Below are 20,734 nucleotides of genomic sequence, written 5' to 3' on the forward strand. Positions count from 1 at the left end.
ATGTACTGAAAAGCCAGTGAGTTACCCCAGGATGGTGATACCTGTCCCCTACTTCAAATCCATTCCCGTTTTTTCTTTAAACACTCGTGCGCACACTTTGAACTTAGCGACGTTGTGCCGCGCATCGGCTAAGGCATCATGCGCATTCTCCGGGGCAGGAGGTAGAGCTGGCCGGCCAACGAAAACCCACGCGTGCTTCAATTCTCGCGTGAACCTGGGGATATTCCTCGGCAGGTCCTGCATGATGCCCCACAGTTGAACCAGACAGATGTGGTCATATGCCCCTACCCACGCCCACAAGCGAACGTGGTCGTCGTCGCCAAAGAACTCTTCTACATCGTGTCTGATTGTCGATCTGTTTTTCCATAGTGGCGACGACGGGTTCGGCAGATGAGGTAACACGTGTTTCTTCACCCACGGATTAGCTCGCGAGAGGTCGGCATCGGTAGATACTGCGTAATATTCACGGCCGTCGCTGGCAACAATGCCAATAGAGACGAGATCTATGGTCTGACCATCTTCAATAAATTCGGTGTCATAAAAATAATCCATATGTCAAGGGTAGTACGTTGTGGATAACGTGTTCAGTTCCTTCACCAACTATTGCCCCGGCTATCTATCCTTAAGAATGGCGAGCATTAGTACGAAATAGTGTGATGTCCGGGTCAACATTAAAGAAGAGTGACCGGGGGTGCGGATCAGTGAGGTTCCACCACACGAGGGATGCCAGGTAGACTGTGACGTCATGCGTGTCCGCGGTAGTTGTGAACGAATCGTACATTTTTTATCTGAGACATGGGCGGGCCGGTTCGTGGTCACCGCCATTCTCGGCGTCGTTCTTTACTACCACCTCTTCGACATGTTTGGTGACGGCACATTCCGCTACCACATCGACCTCGATGTCTATCGGTCAGGGGGACAGGCTTTTGTCCGCGGTTTTGGACTTTATGACCGCGATTACCCTGTACAAGGCATCAACTTACCGTTCACCTACCCTCCCCTAGCGGCCATCCTCTTCGGCGCATTGACATGGTTTTCACTCACAACCGACGCCCTGTTAATGGTTTTCGCCACAGCAGCGATGACCTGGTGGTGCGGCGCGATTCTGATTAACCACTTCACGCAACCTGCCCGAACATCCGTTACTGGCGGTGAATTGGCTCAATCAGCCACGACCAGCTCATTCAAGCGGGCGGGGTGGCTATCCTACATGATTCTTCCGTTGGTTCTCCTGGGTGAACCATTTACGCACACATTAAGTTTTGGGCAGATCAACGTCGTCCTTTTGGCCCTTGTATTGCTGGATACGGCTGTGAAACGCACGCATTGGCCTCGAGGCATATTCATCGGGTTGGCAGCGGCCATCAAATTAACACCTGCCGTTTTCGGACTCTTCTTCCTCGTTAAAAGAGATTGGAAATCAGCCATCACCTGCGCAATCTCTGGAGTGGCGTGGACCGCGATAGGTTGGGCAATTCTCCCCCACGATTCAAAAGATTACTGGACCGTCGAAATACACAATCCTGATCGAATTGGAGGATTGGCTTATGCCGGTAACCAGTCTCTACGAGGAATGATCGCCCGCTTTACCAATGACGATGCTCTTCAATCTCGGTGGTGGGTTGTCCTTAGTGTGCTGACGTTTGGGCTTATCCTCACGGCCATGTTGCGTTTGATACGTACGGCATCGAACCTTCAATCCCGCCCCGAAGCGGACATTCGGGTTTCCGCTACCAGTCCTCGCTATGAAGGTCAGAGTTTCACCATCGCATTAGTGGCCGCCACGAGCCTTGTTGCTCTCCTGCTCTCCCCCGTCTCATGGTCTCACCACTGGGTGTGGTTCTTGCCGTTCGTCATTGTGACCATGTGCGCGGCCTGGAATTCGCGACATATTATTCCGCGGTGGCAGAACAATGTGCTGTGGGTCATTGCGGTATTGGGGTTGATGATTTCCACTGTCACGCCATTCCATTGGTTCTTCCCCAACACAGATAACCAAGAACTCCAGTGGACATTGATCCAAAAGATTGTGGGAAGTGATTATGTCTTGTGGGGTTTCCTTTTCCTCATTGTGATGGCGCTATTCCCACGGGCCTTTACTACTGAGAAGAGCTAGTAGCCTGTGGCTTTCTCATTCACGGGCTTTCGACGTTCAGAACCCCCGGCCGACAAAGCCGCGGCCCACAGAGACGACCCCACCCACGCCGTCGATAGCCGACACGTCACAGTGGCCGGCTACCGGAAGTCTCGGATCACGGTATGGGGTTGGGTTCTCGTCGGCGGATTATCATGTTTATCACTGCTTTTCACTGTGTGGACGCTGAATTTCTCACGTGATGTCGACAGCTCCGCCTATTCCGATGGCGGTAAATACTACCTTCACCTAGGTGGCTCATCAGGGTTAGTATTCACCCCACGAAATCTCGTTGACCTCGAAGTTTACCAGGCAGGCGCCCGCGCAATTGTTCATCATCACGCGCTTTATGACGGCACTTTTCCGACTAGCGAGCGTCCTCTCCCCTTCACCTATCCCCCTTTTGCCGCGTGCGTCATGGTGGGACTACTTGTTGTACCCTCTGTCGTTGCGATCGTGGTCCATTCTGTTCTGTCCCTTGGCGCACTTCTTCTCACGACCTCAATTCTCACACGACAGTGGAAAGGTCCATGGCGGTATCTCACAGTCGCAGCGGTCGTCGTTTCAGAACCAGCCCGAGCGACACTCTCCTTCGGGCAAATCAATTCAATGCTGTTACTCATGGTTGTGGTTGATTGGTGGATTCTCTCCGAATCTCCACCTGGCTCCCGACGTCGCGCAGTGGCAGGTGTGCTGACAGGTTGTGCTGCTGCCATCAAGCTAACTCCTGCCGTTTTCATCCTGGTTCCGCTTCTCCGCCGAGATGTCTGGTCAGCAGTGCGCTGCGCGGTCTCTGCGATAGTGGCAACCGGTGCGGGTGCACTGATCGCGCCTCGCGATACCTGGCTCTACTTTTGTCATGTGCTGTGGGCTACCGATCGAATAGGCGACCCCGCAATAATTTCTAATCAATCGATTAAAGGGGCATGGGGACGGCTTGCCGCGTCAGTGGCTGACTCTCATGTGGCAAGTGCCCTCGGGATAAATACTGCTGTTACGTCCCGGCCGACGGCCCTTATATGGGCACTGATCGTGCTGGCTCTGGCAGCTCTCCTCATCAGCACGAACTGTCGTCGTCGATATGACGTCCACACCGCGTGTCGAATCAATGCTGGTCGCGCTCACCGGGATGAATGGTCGTTCACATACCGCTCTATTCTTCCTTCGGCGGTGGGACTCTTCGGACTTCTCGCGTCACCAGTGAGTTGGACGCATCACTGGGTATGGGTATTACCAGCCATAGTCGCCCTATTCACTATCACGGGGAGCCGTGTCCTCCCCGATGCGACAGGTTCTAACGCGGGGGGCTTTCTTCACAAAAATCAGCGTTTCAGGATTCGTCGAACCCGATGGTGTGCGACATTAGCCAAGATCGGTTCAGGAGTTTTTCTCACGGGAACTGTATGGTGGGTGCCTCTGACGTCACGGTGGGTGAAGGCCCTCACGCCAGAGGTTTTCGCCCAATCGCGTTCTGCTAGTGGGCTTATCCATAACGCCATGGACACATTCTCTTCGGTGTTCACCGGGTGTCTAGAAAATAGTTATGTGGTGTGGGCTGGATTCGCATTTGTCACCTTGGCTTCTGTAGCCTGGTCACCGGCCCAACGACGGAGGAGAAACACACGTACATGTCAGCTTCATCGGTGACACGTCTGTCTCATTCGCGTCGCAGCACACTCGCTACCCGTGGTGCGGCACGCGGCACGGCACATTCAGCATCAGCACCTCACGACGGCACAGAATCTCCCTCTACTGGTGCGTCACCACAAACTGAGTCCAAGGTTGCACCACAGAGTTCGGATAGCGCAGTGACCGCGATGACAACTGACACGACAGCTACAACAGCACCGCGCAAGAAACAAAGGCTCCTCTGGCCGGACATTGGCAAAGGTATCTCCATCTTGGGTGTGTGTTTCCTCCATGCCACGATTTACACTCCCGACGGCGTGTACACTGCCGCAAACGCGGTCAATGACTGGTTAGGGCCCGTGCGCCTGCCTATGTTCTTCATGGTCTCAGGACTGTTTTCGTATAAAGTCCGACGCCAGACACTCGGAGAACTCTGGCACTCGCGTCTCCGGTTTTTGTTGATCCCTTACCTCGTGTGGGCACCACTGGAACTCTGGTCCAAAGTGTGGGCGAACAATTTTGCGATAGATGCCCACGACATTGTCACGTCAGTTATTCACGGTGAATGTGGACTCTGGTTCCTCCACTGCTTGGTTCTTTTCACGCTGGCTGTCTGGGTTACGAAATGGTTGCCTGATCATTGGGCACTGGCAGTCAGTGTTCTTCCCTGGTTATGGCAGATGTCAAACCCCGTCACACCGACACAGTCGCACATTTTCAATTACATGCCGGTCTATTTCGTCGGTGTCTTTATGCGGCCAGCGTTACTGGCGTTAGCGCGAAAATGGCGGTCGCCACTGTGGTGGGCGGGAAGTTTCGCCCTTTTTTGGTGTACCAAGGTGGCCTATTCGCATTTCGGTGAAAGCTACGATCACCTCGTCGAGATGGGAATTGCTCACAACGACGCTGGTCAGCTGGATGTTCTATTTTCGTCCATCCGAGCACTTGGGGCACTTCCGTTGTCGATCTTGGTCTGTGCTCTCGTGGCACAAATCCCTCTTGCAGCACGCCCCTTGCAATACATTGGACAGCGGACTTTGGTCATCTATCTTTTCCACATGACCGCGATGAACCTGACGTGGGATCGCGCCCTTTACGTCTATGGCATCCGCGAGGACGTTACCAACTCCAGTGACAACGTTCGGATGGCATGCATCGTCGGGCTCTTCATCCTGTGCCTGGCGTCGGGTTGGGTCGTCGAACAATGTAAGCGTTTGCCCGTTATCGGCTGGACGATTCGCCCGTCGATTCCGTTTTTCCAGTTCCCTCTCAGGGAGCGCAAGGCAGCATCAGCCTCATGAGCCGATGTTTCCGATGACCGCGTTGGCGGTTCCGTTAAAGTAGCCCTGCCGTCGGCGTGGCCCACTGTTGCCATGGCCCCGTTGAGGTAATCACGAGCCAACCATATGGCGCCACAGCCAACGCCAGACGAGTTTTACCTCGCGAACGAGAGGGACTTACTTGGGTTCGCTCCCCCGCAGGTACCCCTTCCCCTCGTTCAGTGCGGCCTTCACATCCGCTGCATAGAAGTCATGGACATAATCTTGGCCACCGAGTTGATGGAGGGATTCCATAATGTCGTCGGTCAACCTCCTGAGGCGCTCATATTCGTCCTCAATATGCATATAGTTCAGGGGATCTAGTGGCTCCCCCACGGAGACTCCGACGCGAACTGGCCGCGGGAATAAGGAGCCAATGGGGTTTGCTTTCCGCGTATTGATCATTGCGACAGGGTAGACTTTCTGCCCCGACTCAAACGCCAGCCGCGCGATCCCTGTCTTTCCACGATATAGCCGGCCATCGGGAGAGCGGGTTCCTTCCGGGTACATGCCCATTAGGTCGCCACGCCCAACCACCTTCAGTCCTGCGTTTAACGCGTCCTGAGCGGCCTGACCGGATGAGCGATCGATCGGGTACTGCCCCACTGACGAGAAGAACCAGGCTTGTATCCGGCCGACGAGCCCCGGCGTCGTGAAATATTCACTCTTAGCGAGAAAAGTGATTTGGCGCGGGCACAGTAGCGGAAGATAAAACGAATCCATCACCGAGAGGTGGTTGCTAGCCAAAATCGCTGGACCCTCCGATGGAATCCGGTCGATGTTCTTCGTAAACGGCCTGTTCCATACCCGAAGAAAAGGACCGAAGAGAATGTATTTAAATGTCCAATACCAGCGATTATGCATGACTTTCCTTGAAGCTATCTCGAGCCAAATCAGCGACCCCAATCATACCGGCTTCCGCCCCTAATGTTGCCGTTTTGATCTCCGCGAGTGGCCGATGTCCTGCCCCCACCACATTATCTGCATAGGCCTGAAGAGCGCGGGGCATGAAAAGGTCGGAGTCAGTCGAAACCCCACCACCGATGACAATCAATGACGGGTCGAAAAAGTCTTGAACCATGGCCAGGCCTCGGCCCAGCCACAGGCCAAAGTCCTCGACCACCAGCTTCGCTAGGGGATCCCCTTCCCGAGCAGCAAGCGAAACATGTCGTCCGGTGATTTCATCCGGGCGTGTCCGGTAGTCGCGAAGTAAATCAGAGTCCAAGCCTGTATGGGAACCGATCATTTCCCGCGCGGTCGTCGCCATTGCTGTCCCAGAACAGTATCGTTCCAGACAACCCCGTTTACCACATGAGCATTGGCGACCTTCTGGGACTACACAGATATGACCAAATTCAGGCGCGGTACCGTACGCTCCCCGATAAATGTTGCCATCCACCATCAACGTGCCACCAATACCGGTTCCGATGGCAAAGAGCACCCAATTATGCTCGTCATAGGCACTGCCGTAGCGATACTCGCCCCACGCGGCAGAATTAGCGTCATGCTCTAAGCGGACGGGGAGACGAAGCCGTTCCTCCAGACGATCGACCACCTTCGCGTCGCGCCACGGAAGGTGGGGTGCGTAGCGCACTGTTCGACAGTCCGGCGTCAGGAAACCGGCTACCGCCATTCCTACCGCAGCAATGTGATGGCGGCGTTGTAGGTGGCGGACAATCTGCACCACACCATCCTCTAGCGCATGTGATGAAGCCGGGGTCGGGATTTGCTCCGAGTCGATGATTGTCCCCTCGTCGGTAACAACCGCACCACGCAGGTTCGTACCACCGATATCAAAGCCGACAGTAAGCGGCCGGACAGAAGCGTGATCGGACATCAATACCTTTCGTTGAGGACCGCCGAAGAAAGAATCGTCTCAGCCAGTGGATAATGACATACTTCCGACGACGTAACTGGCGAATGGCTAACTTATTCAATCTAGCCCGTCGAATAAAACCTGAGCCAATTGCGGCCCCCTCACGGACCACGACCACTCCTTTTGAATGTATTCGCGGCCCTTCTGCCCCATCGCGACGGCGCGTTGTGGTTCATCGAGCAGCCCTGCGATGGCATCCACAACCTCGTCGATGCGCCGGCCATTGACGACTATCCCTGTTTCCGAGGGCCGAACTGTCTCCGGCGCTCCCCCACCATCGCCTGCGACCACAGGCACACCGCATGCTTGGGCTTCAAGGAAAACGATGCCCAATCCCTCAACGTCCAGTCCGCCGCCCAAGGTGCGGACCGGCATCGCGAAGACATCAGCGCACCGGTAAAAATCCGGCAGGGCATCGAAAGGAACAGGGCCCGTCGTTATGAGCGAATCACCGCATCCTAAAGCTGATGCGCGTGCGATAAGGGACTTCCTACCTTCGCCAGGGCCAACAATAAGAAGTTTCGCTGTCGGAATACGCTCCCGGATCCCGGGGAGAGCGTCGACAAGCATATCTTGCCCTTTTCGGGGCACAATCCGCGAAATGCATACAACGAGAGGGACGTCGCCCAGCCCATATTGCCGACGAACACGATCACCGGCCTCCTTATTCGGCGAAAACCGGGTGATATCAACCCCGGGTTGAAGCGATGACCACGCTGGGTGAGGTCCGAAGGCAGGACGTGTTCGCATCTGAGCATATCTGGACACGTACGTCAGCATGTCAACACGCGAACCGATCAGGCGAAGGACTTGCCGCGCCCCTGGGATCATCGACCAACCAATCTCATGGCCATGCGTCGACGCCACGATCCTTTGGACACCCGCTCGACGGGCAGCTGAGGCCATGAGGGCGAGTGGGGTGCTCGCACCGAACCACACAGTGTCAATTGACCAGGCACGAATGATCTCTTGCATCCGTCGGGCCACCATGGGGGTGGGCAGCATAACGCGACGTGGCCAACGGATGATGGCGAATGGAGCGTCGCGATCGAACACCTGGGTTGCGCTTTCATCCTGGGTCGATGCGAAAACGATTAATTGATCGGGATCGAGAGTCTGAACAAACTCGTGAAGGTAGGTCTGAATCCCACCCACTGTCGGTGGGAAATCATTGGTGACTAGCAAGACCCGACGAGAATGACCCATGGGCTCACATTCTATGAAACATCGTTGCCTTAGTACCGACGAGCCCCGTAAACAGGCATCGAGTTCACCCCGACAACCTGCACAGGGATGCCATAATCAGCTGCATGGACGACCTTGCCATTACCAATATAAAGACCGACGTGAGTGGCCCCTGGGTAGTATCCGATAACGTCACCAGGCTGAAGATCGTTCATGGATACAGGCGTTCCACCAGCCATCTGAGCGCCGGACGTGCGCGGGATGGTCTTACCCATTTGGCGGTAAGACCAGTACACCAAGCCTGAACAATCGAACTCATTCGGGCCCGCTGCACCCCATGAGTATGGTGCACCAAGCTTCGATAGTGCCGCGTTGACAGCAGCGTTAGCCGATTGCTGGAAAGCCTTGATTTGGTCCTTATCCATGCGAATAGGACTATTCTTATCTTGCCAACGCCGACGTTCTTCAGCGGAGAGGTTATCAATCGCAGCCTTGATTCGAGCAGTTTGAGCCTTGAGCTCGTCCTGCTTGGCGAGCAATTCCTTTTCCTGCTTATTTAACTCATCGGAGGCATTCTGAGCAGCGTCTTTTGCTTTTGCGGCGATATTTCGTTCTTTGTCCGCCGCACTTGACTCACGTCGGTACTGGTCAAGCGTTTTTTGCCGCCCTGTGGAGAGGGCACTAATATACGATGCCCGGTCAATAGCGTCCTGCGGGTTCGCCGCACCAATATAGGCCGTGGTGGGGTCAATGCTGACCCGCCGGTAGCGAGACAACGCGATCTGATCCACCTTGGAGCGAATAGCGCTAGCCTTATCCGACGCCGTCCGGGCTGCGTCCGACTTACTATCGACGTCGTGTTGAGCCTGTTTCAGCGTCTGATCAGCGTTTTTGATCTTTTCTTCGAGCTCTTTAATCTTTTCTGACGTCTGCTCAGCTTCGCGCGAAACCTCAGACATCTGTGCGAAAAGATCATCTTTATTCGCCGGTGTTGCTGCTGAGGGGGCAGGGTCGGCATGAGCAGGAGTCTGGCCGACTACCGGAATGGCGAGGAAGGCTGGGAGGGAGGCCGCAGCTACCATCATTCGAGTACACCGCGACGGCAAAACCATAGTGAGACGCACGTGGATACTTTTACCAGCTCTAGGTAAAAAAATCACCTTGACCAGTCAAAATGTTAATAAAGTTAACGGTGTGACCAATGCTGTTAGTACAGATCGGGGTTCATTGACACTTTCGACGTCAACCTACCCCAAGCCCGGCGGACACGTCGGTTTTTACATAACAAAAAGCGCCCAGCTCACCTGGGCGCTTTATTCTCAGCCTTACTTAAGCAGATGAACGGCGTTTAGCCGTTATCACAGCCGGCCATACTCAAGAACTCGCGCTACGCGTAGCGGGCAGCCGAGTAGGCCTGCATAGAATTCACCGGAACGACAGACACGGTCTGCCCTTCCTGTGGAGCGTGAACAACATTGCCGCCACCGACATAGACGCCGACGTGGTTTCCACCATAGAAGCCAACGATGTCACCAGGCTGCAGCGCGTCGAGCGCAACCGGAGCACCGCCCGCCAACTGAGAGCCCGAACTCCGCGGGATAGCGATGCCAACCTGGTCATAAGCCCACTTCACAAGACCGGAGCAGTCGAACGCTGCGGGACCGGTGGCACCCCACGCGTAAGGGGATCCCTGCTTAGATTGAGCGGCGTCAGCAATCTTCTGCCCAACACTACGCAAGGTCTCGATCGGATCGATCGCTGGAGCTTCAGCCGGTGCACCCGCAATGTTTGCGGACGTAGCGTCGGCGTTCGGGATGTTAGCCTGCGACATATAGTCGTGAATCTGCTTATTCAGCGAATCCTGGGCCTGCTGAAGTTGGTCGGGAACAGTGACCGTGTACTGAGTGTTAGGAATCTGAACCTCAGCAGCAGATGCACTGCCAGCGCCTGCGATTGCGGTAGTCGCGCTCAAACCCACAGCAGAAACTGCAGCAATTTTACGGCCGGTGGAAGCGCTCAAGCGGCTACGGTTAGCCATTCGTGTTTCTCCGATGCGTGTCGACGGTCAGATCTCAGGCGGCACCTGCCGCTCTGTAATGTCTCGAAAAGGTTACGAAATGGATACGGTCTATGTCCAACTCGAAAACCACACAAGGGGATCATTCACCCCAACTACCATTCTGTAACCAAACCGTTATTTTCAAACCACCTTCTACAGCGTCACGACCGCCCTCCCCCATACAGCCCTGTTGCGCTGGGAAAATACCACGACATTAGAGTTACCGCTCATCAGGGGGCACCTCAGAATATTAGCCTCCGTAACCTAAAATGTGTTATCTATCACATTTTAATTAGCGGACCTCATCTGTCCCACACAACTCACCCGTTTCAGCCGTCGATCGGCCTTCTCTTACCTATATTTCATCGCTATCCGATTCTTGTCCCTCCCCTTTCTCTGTTACGTACGTCTTTGTCACATGAGCGTTGTACCCTCTCACTGTGAACCGCGCCCGCACATCGCTCGTCCAGACTCGTGGTGGTTCCGTGACTTCAGTACACCGGTCACCTGATGCGCAGGCACGTCTCCCCATGTCTCCAACATTCAACCGGGACATCGCTGACTCCCTCATCATCAACACAACGTTCGTCATTGTGGATCTCGAAACTACGGGGCTATCTGCACAAGAGGACCGCATCATCGAAATCGGCGCAGTAAAAGTCCGTGGCGGTGAAGAAATATCTCGTTTTTCTACCTTTGTCGATCCGGGCCGGCTCATCCCCCCGCCTATCACGAACATCACCGGGATCAGTGACGATGATGTTGACGGAGCACCAGAAGAAGCCCGGGCTGTCAAGGATTTTCTCCAGTTTTCACGAGGGACGGTTCTTGTCGCCCATAACGCCCGCTTCGATATTGGTTTCCTTCAAGCTGCGGCCATGCGCGCACACGTCACATGGCCACAGCCGACATACCTGTGCACATTAGTTCTTGCCCGGACGATGCTGGACCGATCTACCGTCGGGTCGTTCAAGCTTTCTTCTCTCGCGCGACATTTCCACGCCACGACGACCCCCACCCACCGCGCGCTCGATGACGCCCTAGCCACAGTGACTGTGTTCCACGGTCTTCTTGAGGAGCTAGGGTCGCGTGACATCATTCATGTTGGGGATATTCCGACGCGCCCCGGTCGGGGTTCCACCGGTGCGGGTGTCTCCCAAGCGCCAACTCACGACGCATCATCGATTTCTCCGTCCCCTAATCGCTACCGTCACCTCATCAAGGACGTTCCCCCGAGCCCCGGCGTCTATATTTTCCGTTCACACTCTGGTGAACCGTTATATATAGGTACGGCAGTGAACCTACGCCGCCGGCTGAGGCAATATATCAATGGCAATGATAAACGACGCTTGATTCCGCATCTTCTCCCCCAAACTCGAAACATCGACACCATCGAGTGTGCTCACGGCTTTGAGGCTGAAGTTCGTGAAGCGGAACTTATCGCGAGATTTCGTCCACCATTTAACCGCCGTTCTAAGGAACCACGACAGTATTGGTGGATTTCCGGAGCGCGTCCCCGTTCCCATGATGTTTCTAGGGCCACCATATCGCGAGATCCCCGTTCTCATAACGCGCTCGGTCCGTTTCGGACGCGGCAAAAAGCGACGACTGCTGCCCGATTGCTTGGCATTGGAGCTCCAACTGCGTCCGGACTCCCCGTCGACCAAGCCATCCATTGGCCACCGTCATTATCATCCGCAGAGGAGCGGATTGCTGCCTTTTTAAATCCCGATGGGCGCGTAGATTCCAATGGCGTGGCCACACTCGACCAACCCGGCCTATCCAATGACACCCCAACTCAAGGTCATACCTCTAGCCTTCAGCCCCTCGAGGAAAATAGCCCGAGTCAAAGGGACAGACCTGACTACTACCAGCAATTAATCAACGTGGTCACCGACTTGGCATCAGATGGACGTTTTCAGCGCGCAGCACTCACGCGAGATGCCGTTGCAGCCTTACTATCGACGACGGCGACCGCGCAGGCCTACCGAGCCCTCGCTGCAACTCCTGAGATGAGATTGACTGCCCCCGACGGCGAGGGCGGCTGGAACCTTGCAGTCGTACGTTATGGGCGGCTGGCTAGCGCTGGGCACGTTGCCAGAGGGGGCGCTCACGGAAACGCAGTCGATTTGCTCCTCGCCCATGCCACGCATGTTGAGCCGGACTCTTCCCCCCTTGGGGGCGCGAGCATTGAGCAATTGCGAGTGATCCGACGGTGGATGGAGAAGCCCGGGGTGCGACCAGGTCCGGGATGCGAGGGATGGTTTATGCCAGTCCAGGGCGCTGGTCGATTTGCCGCCTGGATACATAAAGCTCAGAAGGCCACCGAGAGCTAATGAAATAGGCGTACCAGAAAGGTGTGCCCCACAGCGTGACCGCAAGCAGCGCGGGTTTAAAAGGCGTGTGTGGGAAACACCCCAAAGCCTAAGCCTTCCAGAGATACGCGAAACCCCGCTTCCCTGTTGGGAAACGGGGAGAGTGACGTGCGCGTGAAATCACCTTTGCATACCACGGCGCGGGGCCGAGACTAATCGCTCGGCGGACCGACTCGTGGAATGCCCAGGCTGTTACTTATCGTCGTCCTTACGCTGTTGGCGGTTACGCGCCTGCAGCTCCTCGAGCATCTCTTTCTGCTCGCGCTCATTCTCATGCTCGATCTCATCCGCACGATCGGCAATATCCTGCGAATCCGGCGAGAAGAACGTACCGCGGCCCGGGTGGCCCGAGTAACCAAGCTGGTTCATCTGCTTCGGAACTGGAGCACCTTCGTATTCGAGCGGTACAGCATGACCGTGCTCATCAACCGGGCCTAGCGGCTGGTGAACCTCAATGAACCCACCTGAAGGCAGAACTTCGATCGTTCCTGTTGCGACACCGTGCTCCAGAACCTCACGGTCAGAGCGCTGCAAGCCGAGGCAAATTCGGTACGTGCAGTAGTACACGATGGGCGGCACTATGACGAGACCGATACGTCCAACCCACGTCATGGCGTTTAGTGAGATTTGGAAGTGGTAAGCGATCAGGTCGTTCATACCAGAGATGGTCAGCAGGAAGTAGAAGCTAATGGCCATCATGCCGAGCGACGTGCGAACCGGAACGTCGCGGGGCCGCTGCAACAAGTTATGGTGTAGGTCGTCGCCAGTCAGCTTTTGCTCAATGAACGGGTAAGTAATCAGTAGCACAACCAGAACGAGGAGCATGATCGCTACCCAGAAGATAGCTGGGATAGTGTATCGACCGATGTACAACTCCCACGCAGGCATAACACGTGCAGCACCATCTGTCCACAACATGTAAATATCTGGCTGAGAGCCTGCTGACACCTGTGCGGGATTATATGGACCCAAGTTCCAGATCGCGTTGATTTGGAAAATGCCACCGAGCAAGGCCAGAACACCGAAGGTGATAAGGCCGAAGCCGATACTCTTAACGGCGAAAACGGGGAGAATTCGCACGCCCACGACGTTATTTTCGGTCCGTCCAGGCCCAGGGAATTGCGTGTGCTTTTGGTACCAGACCAAAGCGAGGTGCGCAGCAATCAATGCCAGCAAAATGCCCGGGATGATGAGCACGTGAGCAATGTAGAGACGATCGATAATAATGTCGCCCGGATAGTCACCATTGAACATCATCCAGTGAAGCCAGGTACCGATGATCGGCAGACCGAGGATGATGGCGGACATAATCCGTAGGCCGACACCTGACAGAAGGTCATCAGGCAGCGAGTAGCCCATGAAGCCCTCAGCTACCGACAGGAGCAGAAGCACACAACCAATAACCCAGTTGGCTTCGCGTGGTTTACGGAATGCTCCGGTGAAGAAAATACGGAACATATGCACCGTAATAGACACGGCGAACATCAAGGCTGCCCAGTGGTGGATTTGTCGGATAAACAGGCCACCACGGACCTCGAATGAGAGGTTAAGGGCTGTCTCGTAGGCGCGGGACATTTCTACGCCGTTGAGCGGTGCGTAAGCACCGTCGTAGATGACCTTGCTCATCGACGGGTCGAAGAACAGGGTCAAATACGTTCCGGAAAGAAGGAGGATGACGAAAGAGTACAGAGCAATTTCGCCAAGCATAAACGACCAGTGGGTCGGGAATACTTTGTTGATCTGGCGCCGAACCCCGGAGGACATGGTGTAGCGGTCATCCATGTTCCGCGCGGCTTGCGCCATGTGCGATGGATAAGTCTTAGTGGTCATGAACGACGCTCCCAGAAGGCCGGGCCGACGGATTCAACGAAGTTACCCTTTGCGTAAAGGAATCCCTCGTCATCCACAGCAATGGGCAGTTGCGGAAGAGGACGTGCAGCTGGGCCGAATACTGGTTTGCCGTAATGCAACGCGTCAAACTGTGACTGGTGGCACGGGCAAAGAATTCGGTTGGTTTGCTGCTCGTACAACGATGTCGGGCAGCCAATGTGCGTGCAGATCTTCGAGTAGGCGTAGTAGTCGCCGAAGTGGAAATCTTCCTGACCTTTACGCTGAATGGCGCGCTTAGCGTCACTGTGGCGGAGGCGGATCAGCATAACCGAGTTACGCGATCCATGGATGGACTCCATGTGCGCCTCATACACATCGGCGTCCTTATCGTATTTGTCGTGATCGTTGACGACATCCTCAAGGAGGGGGAAGACCGTTTCCATGGCCCCAGCATTCAGATCCTCAGGGCGAAGCCGCACCAAACGGGTAACTCCGCGAGTCTCGTACGTCTCGCCAGAAGCCTCGTAACCGCCTTCATGCTTTTCAGCTGTGACGCCGGTGTCGCGGCCTAGGTAAACTTTCTTACCTTTCTCCGTCAGGGTCCATCCCGTCGTCCACAGGGTGCCATCTCCCTGGATATCCATGCCTTTAGCCTTGGGCTTCCAGGGGTTTTTAATCATTCCACCGATGGGGAAGATTAAAGCGAGTCCTGCGGCAACGGCGCCGGTTCCCATAATGCCTTTAAGTACCTTGCGGCGGCCAAGGGTGGACGTTTCCCAGGAATCGTTGAGCAGAGCCACGAGGGTCTTCTGATCAACTTCATCCGATGGGCCGTCGTGACGACGCTGAACGGAAATTTCCTCGGGGATAAATCTCTTGGTGAACTTGACCGCCCCAATGCCTAAGCAGAGGATCGCCAAGCCCATACACGCTCCGAACAGCGGAGTATAGAGCGAGTAAAGCCAGAGGCCATCCTCCCCTAGCCCCTTGTACTTCCAGGGCCAGAACAGGTAAACAGCGATAAAAGCAATGGCGAAAATTGCGCCTAGGACGAACCACAAGCCGACGCTGCGCGCGGCGCGTTTCTCCTCAGGGTCGTTGTCCATCGGGAAACGCTGTTTACGGTAAGCAACGGTAACGTCGTCAAGCTCGGTGCCGAGGCGAGCAAGCTCGTCATTGCTCATGGCGGCAAGCTCTTCGGACGTATATTTCTTCGTTATCTTGTCACTCATGACCGCGTTCCAATCCATAGTGCCGCACAGACCATAACGGTGACGCCGCCGATCCACATCAACAAACCTTCAGTAACTGGACCAATACCGCCCAGACCGTATCCGCCCTGTGTCGGGGTGTCCTGCTGAGACTTAATGAAGGCAATGATGTCCTTCTTCTGGTCTGAGGTCAGTTGGCGATCGGAGAACTTCGGCATGTTCTGAGGGCCGGTCAACATCGCCTGGTAGATCTCTTGTTCGTTGGCAGGATCAAGATCAGGTGCGTATTTACCACCCGAGAGCGCGCCACCCTTACCGGTGAAGTTGTGGCACGATGCACAGTTCAAACGGAACAAATCAGAACCGCGAGCGACATCCTCAGCCTTGATGTCTCCGTCATAATGCTCGCCACGGAGAGATTCCATAGCGATATTCCCGTCCTGGTCGTGGACAATGTCTGGTCCACCACCGCGGGACTGTACGTAAGCCGCCAAGGCTAAAGTTTCACCTTCAGAGTAGCGGGGAGTCTTCCGCTCAACCTGGGCTTCGTTGCGCGTCATCGGCATGCGGCCAGAGTGCACCTGGAAGTACACAGCGCCTGCGCCAACACCCGTAAGTGCTGGACCACGGTCTTTTACCCCCTGGAGATTGGCGCCGTGGCAGGTGATACACGCAACGTCGTAAATATCTTTGCCCTGCGAGACGAGGGCTGCCTGGTCTTTATCAGCATTGGCAGTCTGAGCGTCAGGGGTTAGGGCATCAGCGAGAAAACCTGCGCCAGTAAGGCCGAGGGCCAAAGCTGCCGTACTAGCAAAAGTACGACGTAACTTTCGGCGGCCACGAACCTTCTTAGCGTGGCGCACGGTGTCGGTTCCGGTCTCCGCCGCGGAACCCGACAACGTGCCGGAATTGTTGGATTTAACCATCATTTTCCCTTTAAGTCGTCATGGAAAGTGAGGGCGGTGTGGTGGCCAATGAGGCCAGGCCCGGCCTACTGAATGAAGTAGATAGTGATAAACAGCCCAATCCACACAACGTCAACGAAGTGCCAGTAATAAGACACCACGATGGACGCTGTCGCCTGGGCGGGAGTGAACTTGGCTTTGTAGGTACGCAAGAGCACGATCCCGAAGGCCAGGATCCCGGCAAAGACGTGGACAGCGTGGAAACCGGTCGTGATGTAGAAACACGAACCGTACACACTGTGTTGGATCGTTGTTCCGTCAAGGACCAGGTGCGCATATTCATTGACCTGACCGGCCAAGAACACGAGTCCCATAACGGCAGAAAGGGCGTACCAGCGGCGAAGGGCGAAAACATCACCTCGCTCGGCCGCGAACACGCCCCATTGCGCCGTAAACGACGACGCAACCAGGATGATCGTAAAGAACAGAGCCAAGGGCACGTTCAAATCGACACCCTCTGGGGGCCAATCTCCACCAGCGTTTGCGCGCGACACAAAGTACATCGCGAACAGACCAGCGAAGAACATCAATTCCTGAGACAGGAACACAACAGTTCCGACACTGACCATGTTGGGTCGGTTCAGTGTCGCAACACGCCGTGGTGCTGCCATACCTGAGTTTCCTACTGCGCTCGTCACGAATGTAATTATGGCTTACAGCCCCCTCCAAGGTCACTTTTATACTTCAGCAAGTATCGGAAACTCTTAAAATCCCAGCTCAAAACCGTGATGAAATTAGGAGGGAACCCTTATTGGGGGTAACGGGAACTTTAACCGACTTCTTACCGACGGCCCCTTTTGCGGACACCTGTCTCATGGTGCAGATCGAGCAAAACATGGGCAGATAACCTTCGCAAATAGCCCCATCGGAGACGACATCTTCAGAGAAACGGCGCTCCGGTATCGTCATAGAAAACGTATAAAACATATCAGTACACGAGCATGGAGCACACATGACGACGAACTGGGTTGACCTTCTCAACCACATAGCCGATGGGCGCGATCTAACCGCCGATGAAGTCTCAGCTGCGATGCACTCCATCATGAGCGGAGAGGCATCCCCCGCAAAGATCGCTAGCTTTATCTACGGAATTCGGGTGAAAGGAATCACCCCGACAGAGTTAGAGGCGGCAGCGTCGACAATGCTGGACTTTGCCGAGCCGATTACGCTACCGCCCTCCCTCAACGAAGCTCATTGCCCTGCCGTCGATATTGTCGGCACCGGTGGGGATGGAGCTCACACGGTCAACGTATCGACGATGGCGGCGCTTCTCATTGCCTCGATGGGTATCGACGTGATTAAGCACGGTAATCGAGCGGCGTCATCGCGATCCGGAGGAGCAGATATGCTAGAAGCGCTCGGGGTGCCCATTGACCTCTCCCCCGCCAACGTGACGTCCATGGTAAGCCAACACCACTTTGCCTTCATTTTTGCACGCACCTACCACCCAGCAATGAAGTACGCGGCGCCGGTGCGCTCCGATATCAAGGTGCCTACGCTATTTAATCTTCTCGGCCCCATGACGAACCCAGCCCAACCAACCGCGGGGCTTATCGGATGTGCATTCCCTGACATGACCTCAGTCATGGCGAACGCGTTCGCGCGACGCGGTGACACTGTGCTCGTCGTTCACGGGCACGACGGGTTAGATGAGTTTTCCGTGTCTGGCCCTACCGACGTGTACGTCACACACGATGGCGGCGTCGAACGTAGTGAGTTTGATCCTCGCGATTACGGATTTGCCTACCACCCGGTAAGTGCAATCCGGGGTGGCGACGCGGACACCAACGCTCGTGTAGCTCGTCAACTCTTTTCTCTTGACCCCACTACTGCCGATAGACCTACAACCCCGCTCCCCTGCGATATGGATGCAGTGGAAAACGCGGTGCTTTTCAGCGCTGCTGGGGCACTTGTTTCCGTGCATGGGCACGGTAAAGAATCATTCCATGATGCCATGGGCAATGCACTCAACCGTGCCAAGGTGGCATTGCATGATGAGGGAACTACGGAACGCATCCGGCGGCTCATTTCAGGGGAACACCTATCGTAGAGCACCCCACAATCGACGGCCACGAGGTTGCCAGTTCGCGCGCCTATTCGGAATAGCAAAGAGCACCCGTGCCAGGAAGGATGCACAGGTGCTCATTGTGGATGGAAATTAGCTACGGGGCATTTGCCCCGCTGGCTGCCAACTAGTGCTTTTCCGGTGGTGTTCCGTACTGCAGGTTCAATTTAACTGTTGCCCATACGGTGATCACGGCGCCAATGGCGATCATCCAGTAGGCCAGGAAAACGACGCCATAGCCAAGAACCGCAATCCCACACGTCATAGCGAAGGGCCAAATTGAGTTGGGACTGAAGAAACCATATTCTCCGGACCCATCGACCTGTTCTGCTTCCTCCCAGTCCATCGGGAGCACATCTGAGTGGCGCTCCGTGATGTGGAGGTAAACGCCGAGCATCAGCGTCATCAGGGCCCCGAGCAATAGGCCGGCCGATCCTGCCCATTCGACTCCACTGATGTAGCCGTTATCGTTAATGAACTTTGTGGCCAAGACATAGATCACAGTCATGATCACAAGAAAGACTGTTATCGCGTAAAACAGTCGCGATGAGGATTTCATAACGGTGTACTCCTAATCTTAAGACTGCTCGGCTTGGTTATTATCGACGTAGTTGTCGTTGGCTTCGCGCGTATCCTCACGCCCAGGCAGGAACGGGTGGGTTGAGGTTGCGTACGGTTGCTCGCCGATCTTTTTCAGTGCATCGGAGTTCGATGCACTGGGGTTGTCTTTCCGGAAATTCATGTAATCGCGGAATTTATCCGGGCTGACCACACGGATTTCGAAGTTCATCATCGCGTGATACGTGCCGCACATCTCAGCACACCGTCCAACAAACGCGCCTTCCTTATCAATCTTCTCAATTTGGAACTTGCGGTTGGACTTGTTCGCTTCGGGGTGTGGGAAAGCGTCACGTTTGAACAAGAACTCGGGAACCCAGAAAGAGTGAACAACGTCCGCCGATGCAAGGTCGAACTGGATGGCTGTCTGAGATGGCAGAACCAAGACAGGAACCTCGTCAGTAGTTCCCACTGTCTCGATCTTGTCAAAGTTCAGATAGGACAGATCGCTCTTCGACTTACCGTGAATAGGATTTGAGGAGGTTGATGCGTCGTCGCCCTTCGATCCGTGCGGAGGATAAGACGTACCTTCGTCGCCGCGGGAGCTATCACGGATAATCTTCGTCTTTTCCAAAGTAGACTGCGCCGCATCGTCACGACCCTTATAGCTGTCACCACCCATTAAAGAGCCATCGACCTCGTCATAACCAAATTTCCAGTTCCACTGGAAAGCGGTGACATCGACCTTAACTTTCGGGTCTTTGTCCATCGCTGTGACCTTATCTTCGGTCTGCACAGTGAAGAAGAAGATGACCATCACGATGATGATCGGGACCGTGGTCAGAAGAAGTTCAAGTGGGATGTTGTACTGGGTCTGACGCGGGAACTCTTTTTCGCCCTTCTTCTCCTTCCTCTTCGCATGGAATGCGAAGGACGAGTAGAACATCAAGCCCCACATGATGATGCCCACGATCCAAGCTGCTACCCAGATCCACACCCAAAAGTTCCCAATTTCTTTGGCTTCCGGGGTGATACCGTCGGGTACGCCGAATCGCAAGAGCTTAAAGAAGCCGTTATCGGGCGGCGCTACGCTACATCCGGACAGCACGTAGCCACCGGCTGCCAAAACGCTAGCTAGTCCTAGCTTGCGCGACCAATTGCGCATTTTTCGCTGTTCCACGTGTGTTTGCCTTCCTGATCCACACCAGGTTGAAAAAACGCTGGGATTCATTCCTCTTTTAGCTAGGGTAATCCATAAAGAGGGATAAACCATCATGGATGGGCGTCAAGAGTTCCCACCAGACGAGAAAAACTACCGGTTTTACCCCCGGGACTGCTCGACGTCGGCAAGTATTCAATCGTCGGTTTGTTCTTTAACGATCGTCACTAACGATTTACGCTGGTATTTTCCTGTCAGAATTGCCAGCATCCTCACAGCTTTTCTATCGCATATATTACGTCATCAAGAAAATGTTATTCGTGTCACAATTCCCCTACATTGGGTAAGCACTCTGTCCACCGGATAAAT

At 54.9% G+C, this 20,734-nt stretch carries 17 protein-coding genes; 5 read left to right on the top strand and 12 right to left on the bottom strand.

Translation table 11 applies throughout. From position 1 onward, the window contains the following. Nucleotides 1-48: 48 nt before the first annotated feature. On the bottom strand, nucleotides 49-552 hold the full coding sequence (locus I6J23_RS10005) for a polyadenylate-specific 3'-exoribonuclease AS (protein ID WP_204581935.1): 504 nt from the start codon (nucleotides 550-552) through the stop codon (nucleotides 49-51). A 193-nt stretch (nucleotides 553-745) separates the two neighbouring features. Here I6J23_RS10005 and I6J23_RS10010 point away from each other — a divergent pair, with 193 nt between their 5' ends. From I6J23_RS10010 to I6J23_RS10020, 3 genes are read left to right on the top strand one after another with little or no spacing between them, the layout of a single operon-like run. Then, complete coding sequence (locus I6J23_RS10010; protein ID WP_204581936.1) at nucleotides 746-2,116, top strand: glycosyltransferase 87 family protein; 1,371 nt, start codon at nucleotides 746-748, stop codon at nucleotides 2,114-2,116. 6 nt (nucleotides 2,117-2,122) lie between these two features. Continuing rightward, nucleotides 2,123-3,781 carry a glycosyltransferase 87 family protein gene (locus tag I6J23_RS10015; protein WP_204581937.1) on the top strand — a complete coding sequence of 553 codons (1,659 nt, stop codon included), beginning with the start codon at nucleotides 2,123-2,125 and terminating at the stop codon, nucleotides 3,779-3,781. Next, nucleotides 3,763-5,064 (top strand): acyltransferase family protein, encoded by a 1,302-nt coding sequence (locus I6J23_RS10020; RefSeq protein ID WP_204581938.1) that lies wholly within the window; start codon nucleotides 3,763-3,765, stop codon nucleotides 5,062-5,064. Before I6J23_RS10015 ends, I6J23_RS10020 begins: the two co-directional genes overlap by 19 nt. A gap of 156 nt (nucleotides 5,065-5,220) precedes the next feature. Here I6J23_RS10020 and I6J23_RS10025 read toward each other — a convergent pair whose 3' ends face one another. The 5 genes from I6J23_RS10025 to I6J23_RS10045 all read right to left on the bottom strand — a co-directional run bounded on the left by I6J23_RS10025 (nucleotide 5,221) and on the right by I6J23_RS10045 (nucleotide 10,181). Next, a complete protein-coding gene (locus tag I6J23_RS10025) occupies nucleotides 5,221-5,946 on the bottom strand; it encodes a lysophospholipid acyltransferase family protein (RefSeq protein ID WP_204581939.1) in 726 nt (241 codons plus the stop codon). Beyond that, nucleotides 5,939-6,919, bottom strand: a complete 981-nt coding sequence (locus I6J23_RS10030; protein ID WP_204581940.1) for an ROK family protein — start codon at nucleotides 6,917-6,919, stop codon at nucleotides 5,939-5,941. The genes I6J23_RS10025 and I6J23_RS10030 overlap by 8 nt, the downstream gene beginning before the upstream one ends. Nucleotides 6,920-7,015: 96 nt before the next feature. After that, nucleotides 7,016-8,164, bottom strand: a complete 1,149-nt coding sequence (locus I6J23_RS10035; RefSeq protein ID WP_204581941.1) for a glycosyltransferase family 4 protein — start codon at nucleotides 8,162-8,164, stop codon at nucleotides 7,016-7,018. 29 nt (nucleotides 8,165-8,193) lie between these two features. Further along, nucleotides 8,194-9,228 (bottom strand): NlpC/P60 family protein, encoded by a 1,035-nt coding sequence (locus tag I6J23_RS10040; protein ID WP_204581942.1) that lies wholly within the window; start codon nucleotides 9,226-9,228, stop codon nucleotides 8,194-8,196. A 302-nt stretch (nucleotides 9,229-9,530) separates the two neighbouring features. Further along, nucleotides 9,531-10,181 (bottom strand): C40 family peptidase, encoded by a 651-nt coding sequence (locus I6J23_RS10045; protein ID WP_204581943.1) that lies wholly within the window; start codon nucleotides 10,179-10,181, stop codon nucleotides 9,531-9,533. 506 nt (nucleotides 10,182-10,687) lie between these two features. Here I6J23_RS10045 and I6J23_RS10050 point away from each other — a divergent pair. Continuing rightward, the gene (locus I6J23_RS10050) at nucleotides 10,688-12,538 is read left to right on the top strand and encodes a DEDD exonuclease domain-containing protein (protein WP_204581944.1); all 1,851 of its coding nucleotides are present in this window, start codon (nucleotides 10,688-10,690) and stop codon (nucleotides 12,536-12,538) included. A gap of 231 nt (nucleotides 12,539-12,769) precedes the next feature. Here I6J23_RS10050 and qcrB read toward each other — a convergent pair whose 3' ends face one another. The 4 genes from qcrB to ctaE form a co-directional block, all read right to left on the bottom strand. Next, nucleotides 12,770-14,407 (bottom strand): cytochrome bc1 complex cytochrome b subunit, encoded by a 1,638-nt coding sequence (qcrB, locus tag I6J23_RS10055; protein ID WP_239454915.1) that lies wholly within the window; start codon nucleotides 14,405-14,407, stop codon nucleotides 12,770-12,772. Beyond that, nucleotides 14,404-15,639, bottom strand: coding sequence for a cytochrome bc1 complex Rieske iron-sulfur subunit (qcrA, locus tag I6J23_RS10060; protein WP_204581945.1), 1,236 nt, complete (start codon nucleotides 15,637-15,639; stop codon nucleotides 14,404-14,406). Before qcrA ends, qcrB begins: the two co-directional genes overlap by 4 nt. Next, complete coding sequence (gene qcrC, locus I6J23_RS10065; RefSeq protein WP_412523834.1) at nucleotides 15,636-16,547, bottom strand: cytochrome bc1 complex diheme cytochrome c subunit; 912 nt, start codon at nucleotides 16,545-16,547, stop codon at nucleotides 15,636-15,638. Before qcrC ends, qcrA begins: the two co-directional genes overlap by 4 nt. Nucleotides 16,548-16,609: 62 nt before the next feature. Continuing rightward, nucleotides 16,610-17,221 carry an aa3-type cytochrome oxidase subunit III gene (gene ctaE / locus I6J23_RS10070; protein ID WP_204581946.1) on the bottom strand — a complete coding sequence of 204 codons (612 nt, stop codon included), beginning with the start codon at nucleotides 17,219-17,221 and terminating at the stop codon, nucleotides 16,610-16,612. Nucleotides 17,222-17,535: 314 nt separating this feature from the next. On the opposite strand from ctaE, the gene trpD reads away from it, so the two are divergent. Continuing rightward, on the top strand, nucleotides 17,536-18,633 hold the full coding sequence (trpD, locus tag I6J23_RS10075) for an anthranilate phosphoribosyltransferase (RefSeq protein WP_204581947.1): 1,098 nt from the start codon (nucleotides 17,536-17,538) through the stop codon (nucleotides 18,631-18,633). Between the two features lie 142 nt (nucleotides 18,634-18,775). Here the strand turns inward: trpD and ctaF are convergent, their stop codons facing one another. After that, entirely contained in the window at nucleotides 18,776-19,207 is a 432-nt protein-coding gene (gene ctaF / locus I6J23_RS10080) for an aa3-type cytochrome oxidase subunit IV (protein ID WP_204581948.1), read from the bottom strand. An 18-nt stretch (nucleotides 19,208-19,225) separates the two neighbouring features. Beyond that, the gene (ctaC, locus tag I6J23_RS10085; protein WP_204581949.1) at nucleotides 19,226-20,386 is read right to left on the bottom strand and encodes an aa3-type cytochrome oxidase subunit II; all 1,161 of its coding nucleotides are present in this window, start codon (nucleotides 20,384-20,386) and stop codon (nucleotides 19,226-19,228) included. Nucleotides 20,387-20,734 lie beyond the last annotated feature (348 nt).

Source organism: Corynebacterium kroppenstedtii, from assembly GCF_016894245.1.
GTDB lineage: Bacteria > Actinomycetota > Actinomycetes > Mycobacteriales > Mycobacteriaceae > Corynebacterium.

Bases quoted from the DNA above. Each gene is read 5' to 3' on its own strand.
- I6J23_RS10005 (WP_204581935.1), bottom strand. From the start codon at position 552: ATGGATTATTTTTATGACACCGAATTTATTGAAGATGGTCAGACCATA.
- I6J23_RS10010 (WP_204581936.1), top strand. From the start codon at position 746: ATGCGTGTCCGCGGTAGTTGTGAACGAATCGTACATTTTTTATCTGAG.
- I6J23_RS10020 (WP_204581938.1), top strand. From the start codon at position 3,763: ATGTCAGCTTCATCGGTGACACGTCTGTCTCATTCGCGTCGCAGCACA.
- I6J23_RS10025 (WP_204581939.1), bottom strand. From the start codon at position 5,946: ATGCATAATCGCTGGTATTGGACATTTAAATACATTCTCTTCGGTCCT.
- I6J23_RS10030 (WP_204581940.1), bottom strand. From the start codon at position 6,919: ATGTCCGATCACGCTTCTGTCCGGCCGCTTACTGTCGGCTTTGATATC.
- I6J23_RS10035 (WP_204581941.1), bottom strand. From the start codon at position 8,164: ATGGGTCATTCTCGTCGGGTCTTGCTAGTCACCAATGATTTCCCACCG.
- I6J23_RS10040 (WP_204581942.1), bottom strand. From the start codon at position 9,228: ATGATGGTAGCTGCGGCCTCCCTCCCAGCCTTCCTCGCCATTCCGGTA.
- I6J23_RS10045 (WP_204581943.1), bottom strand. From the start codon at position 10,181: ATGGCTAACCGTAGCCGCTTGAGCGCTTCCACCGGCCGTAAAATTGCT.
- qcrB (WP_239454915.1), bottom strand. From the start codon at position 14,407: ATGACCACTAAGACTTATCCATCGCACATGGCGCAAGCCGCGCGGAAC.
- qcrA (WP_204581945.1), bottom strand. From the start codon at position 15,639: ATGAGTGACAAGATAACGAAGAAATATACGTCCGAAGAGCTTGCCGCC.
- qcrC (WP_412523834.1), bottom strand. From the start codon at position 16,547: ATGATGGTTAAATCCAACAATTCCGGCACGTTGTCGGGTTCCGCGGCG.
- trpD (WP_204581947.1), top strand. From the start codon at position 17,536: ATGACGACGAACTGGGTTGACCTTCTCAACCACATAGCCGATGGGCGC.
- ctaF (WP_204581948.1), bottom strand. From the start codon at position 19,207: ATGAAATCCTCATCGCGACTGTTTTACGCGATAACAGTCTTTCTTGTG.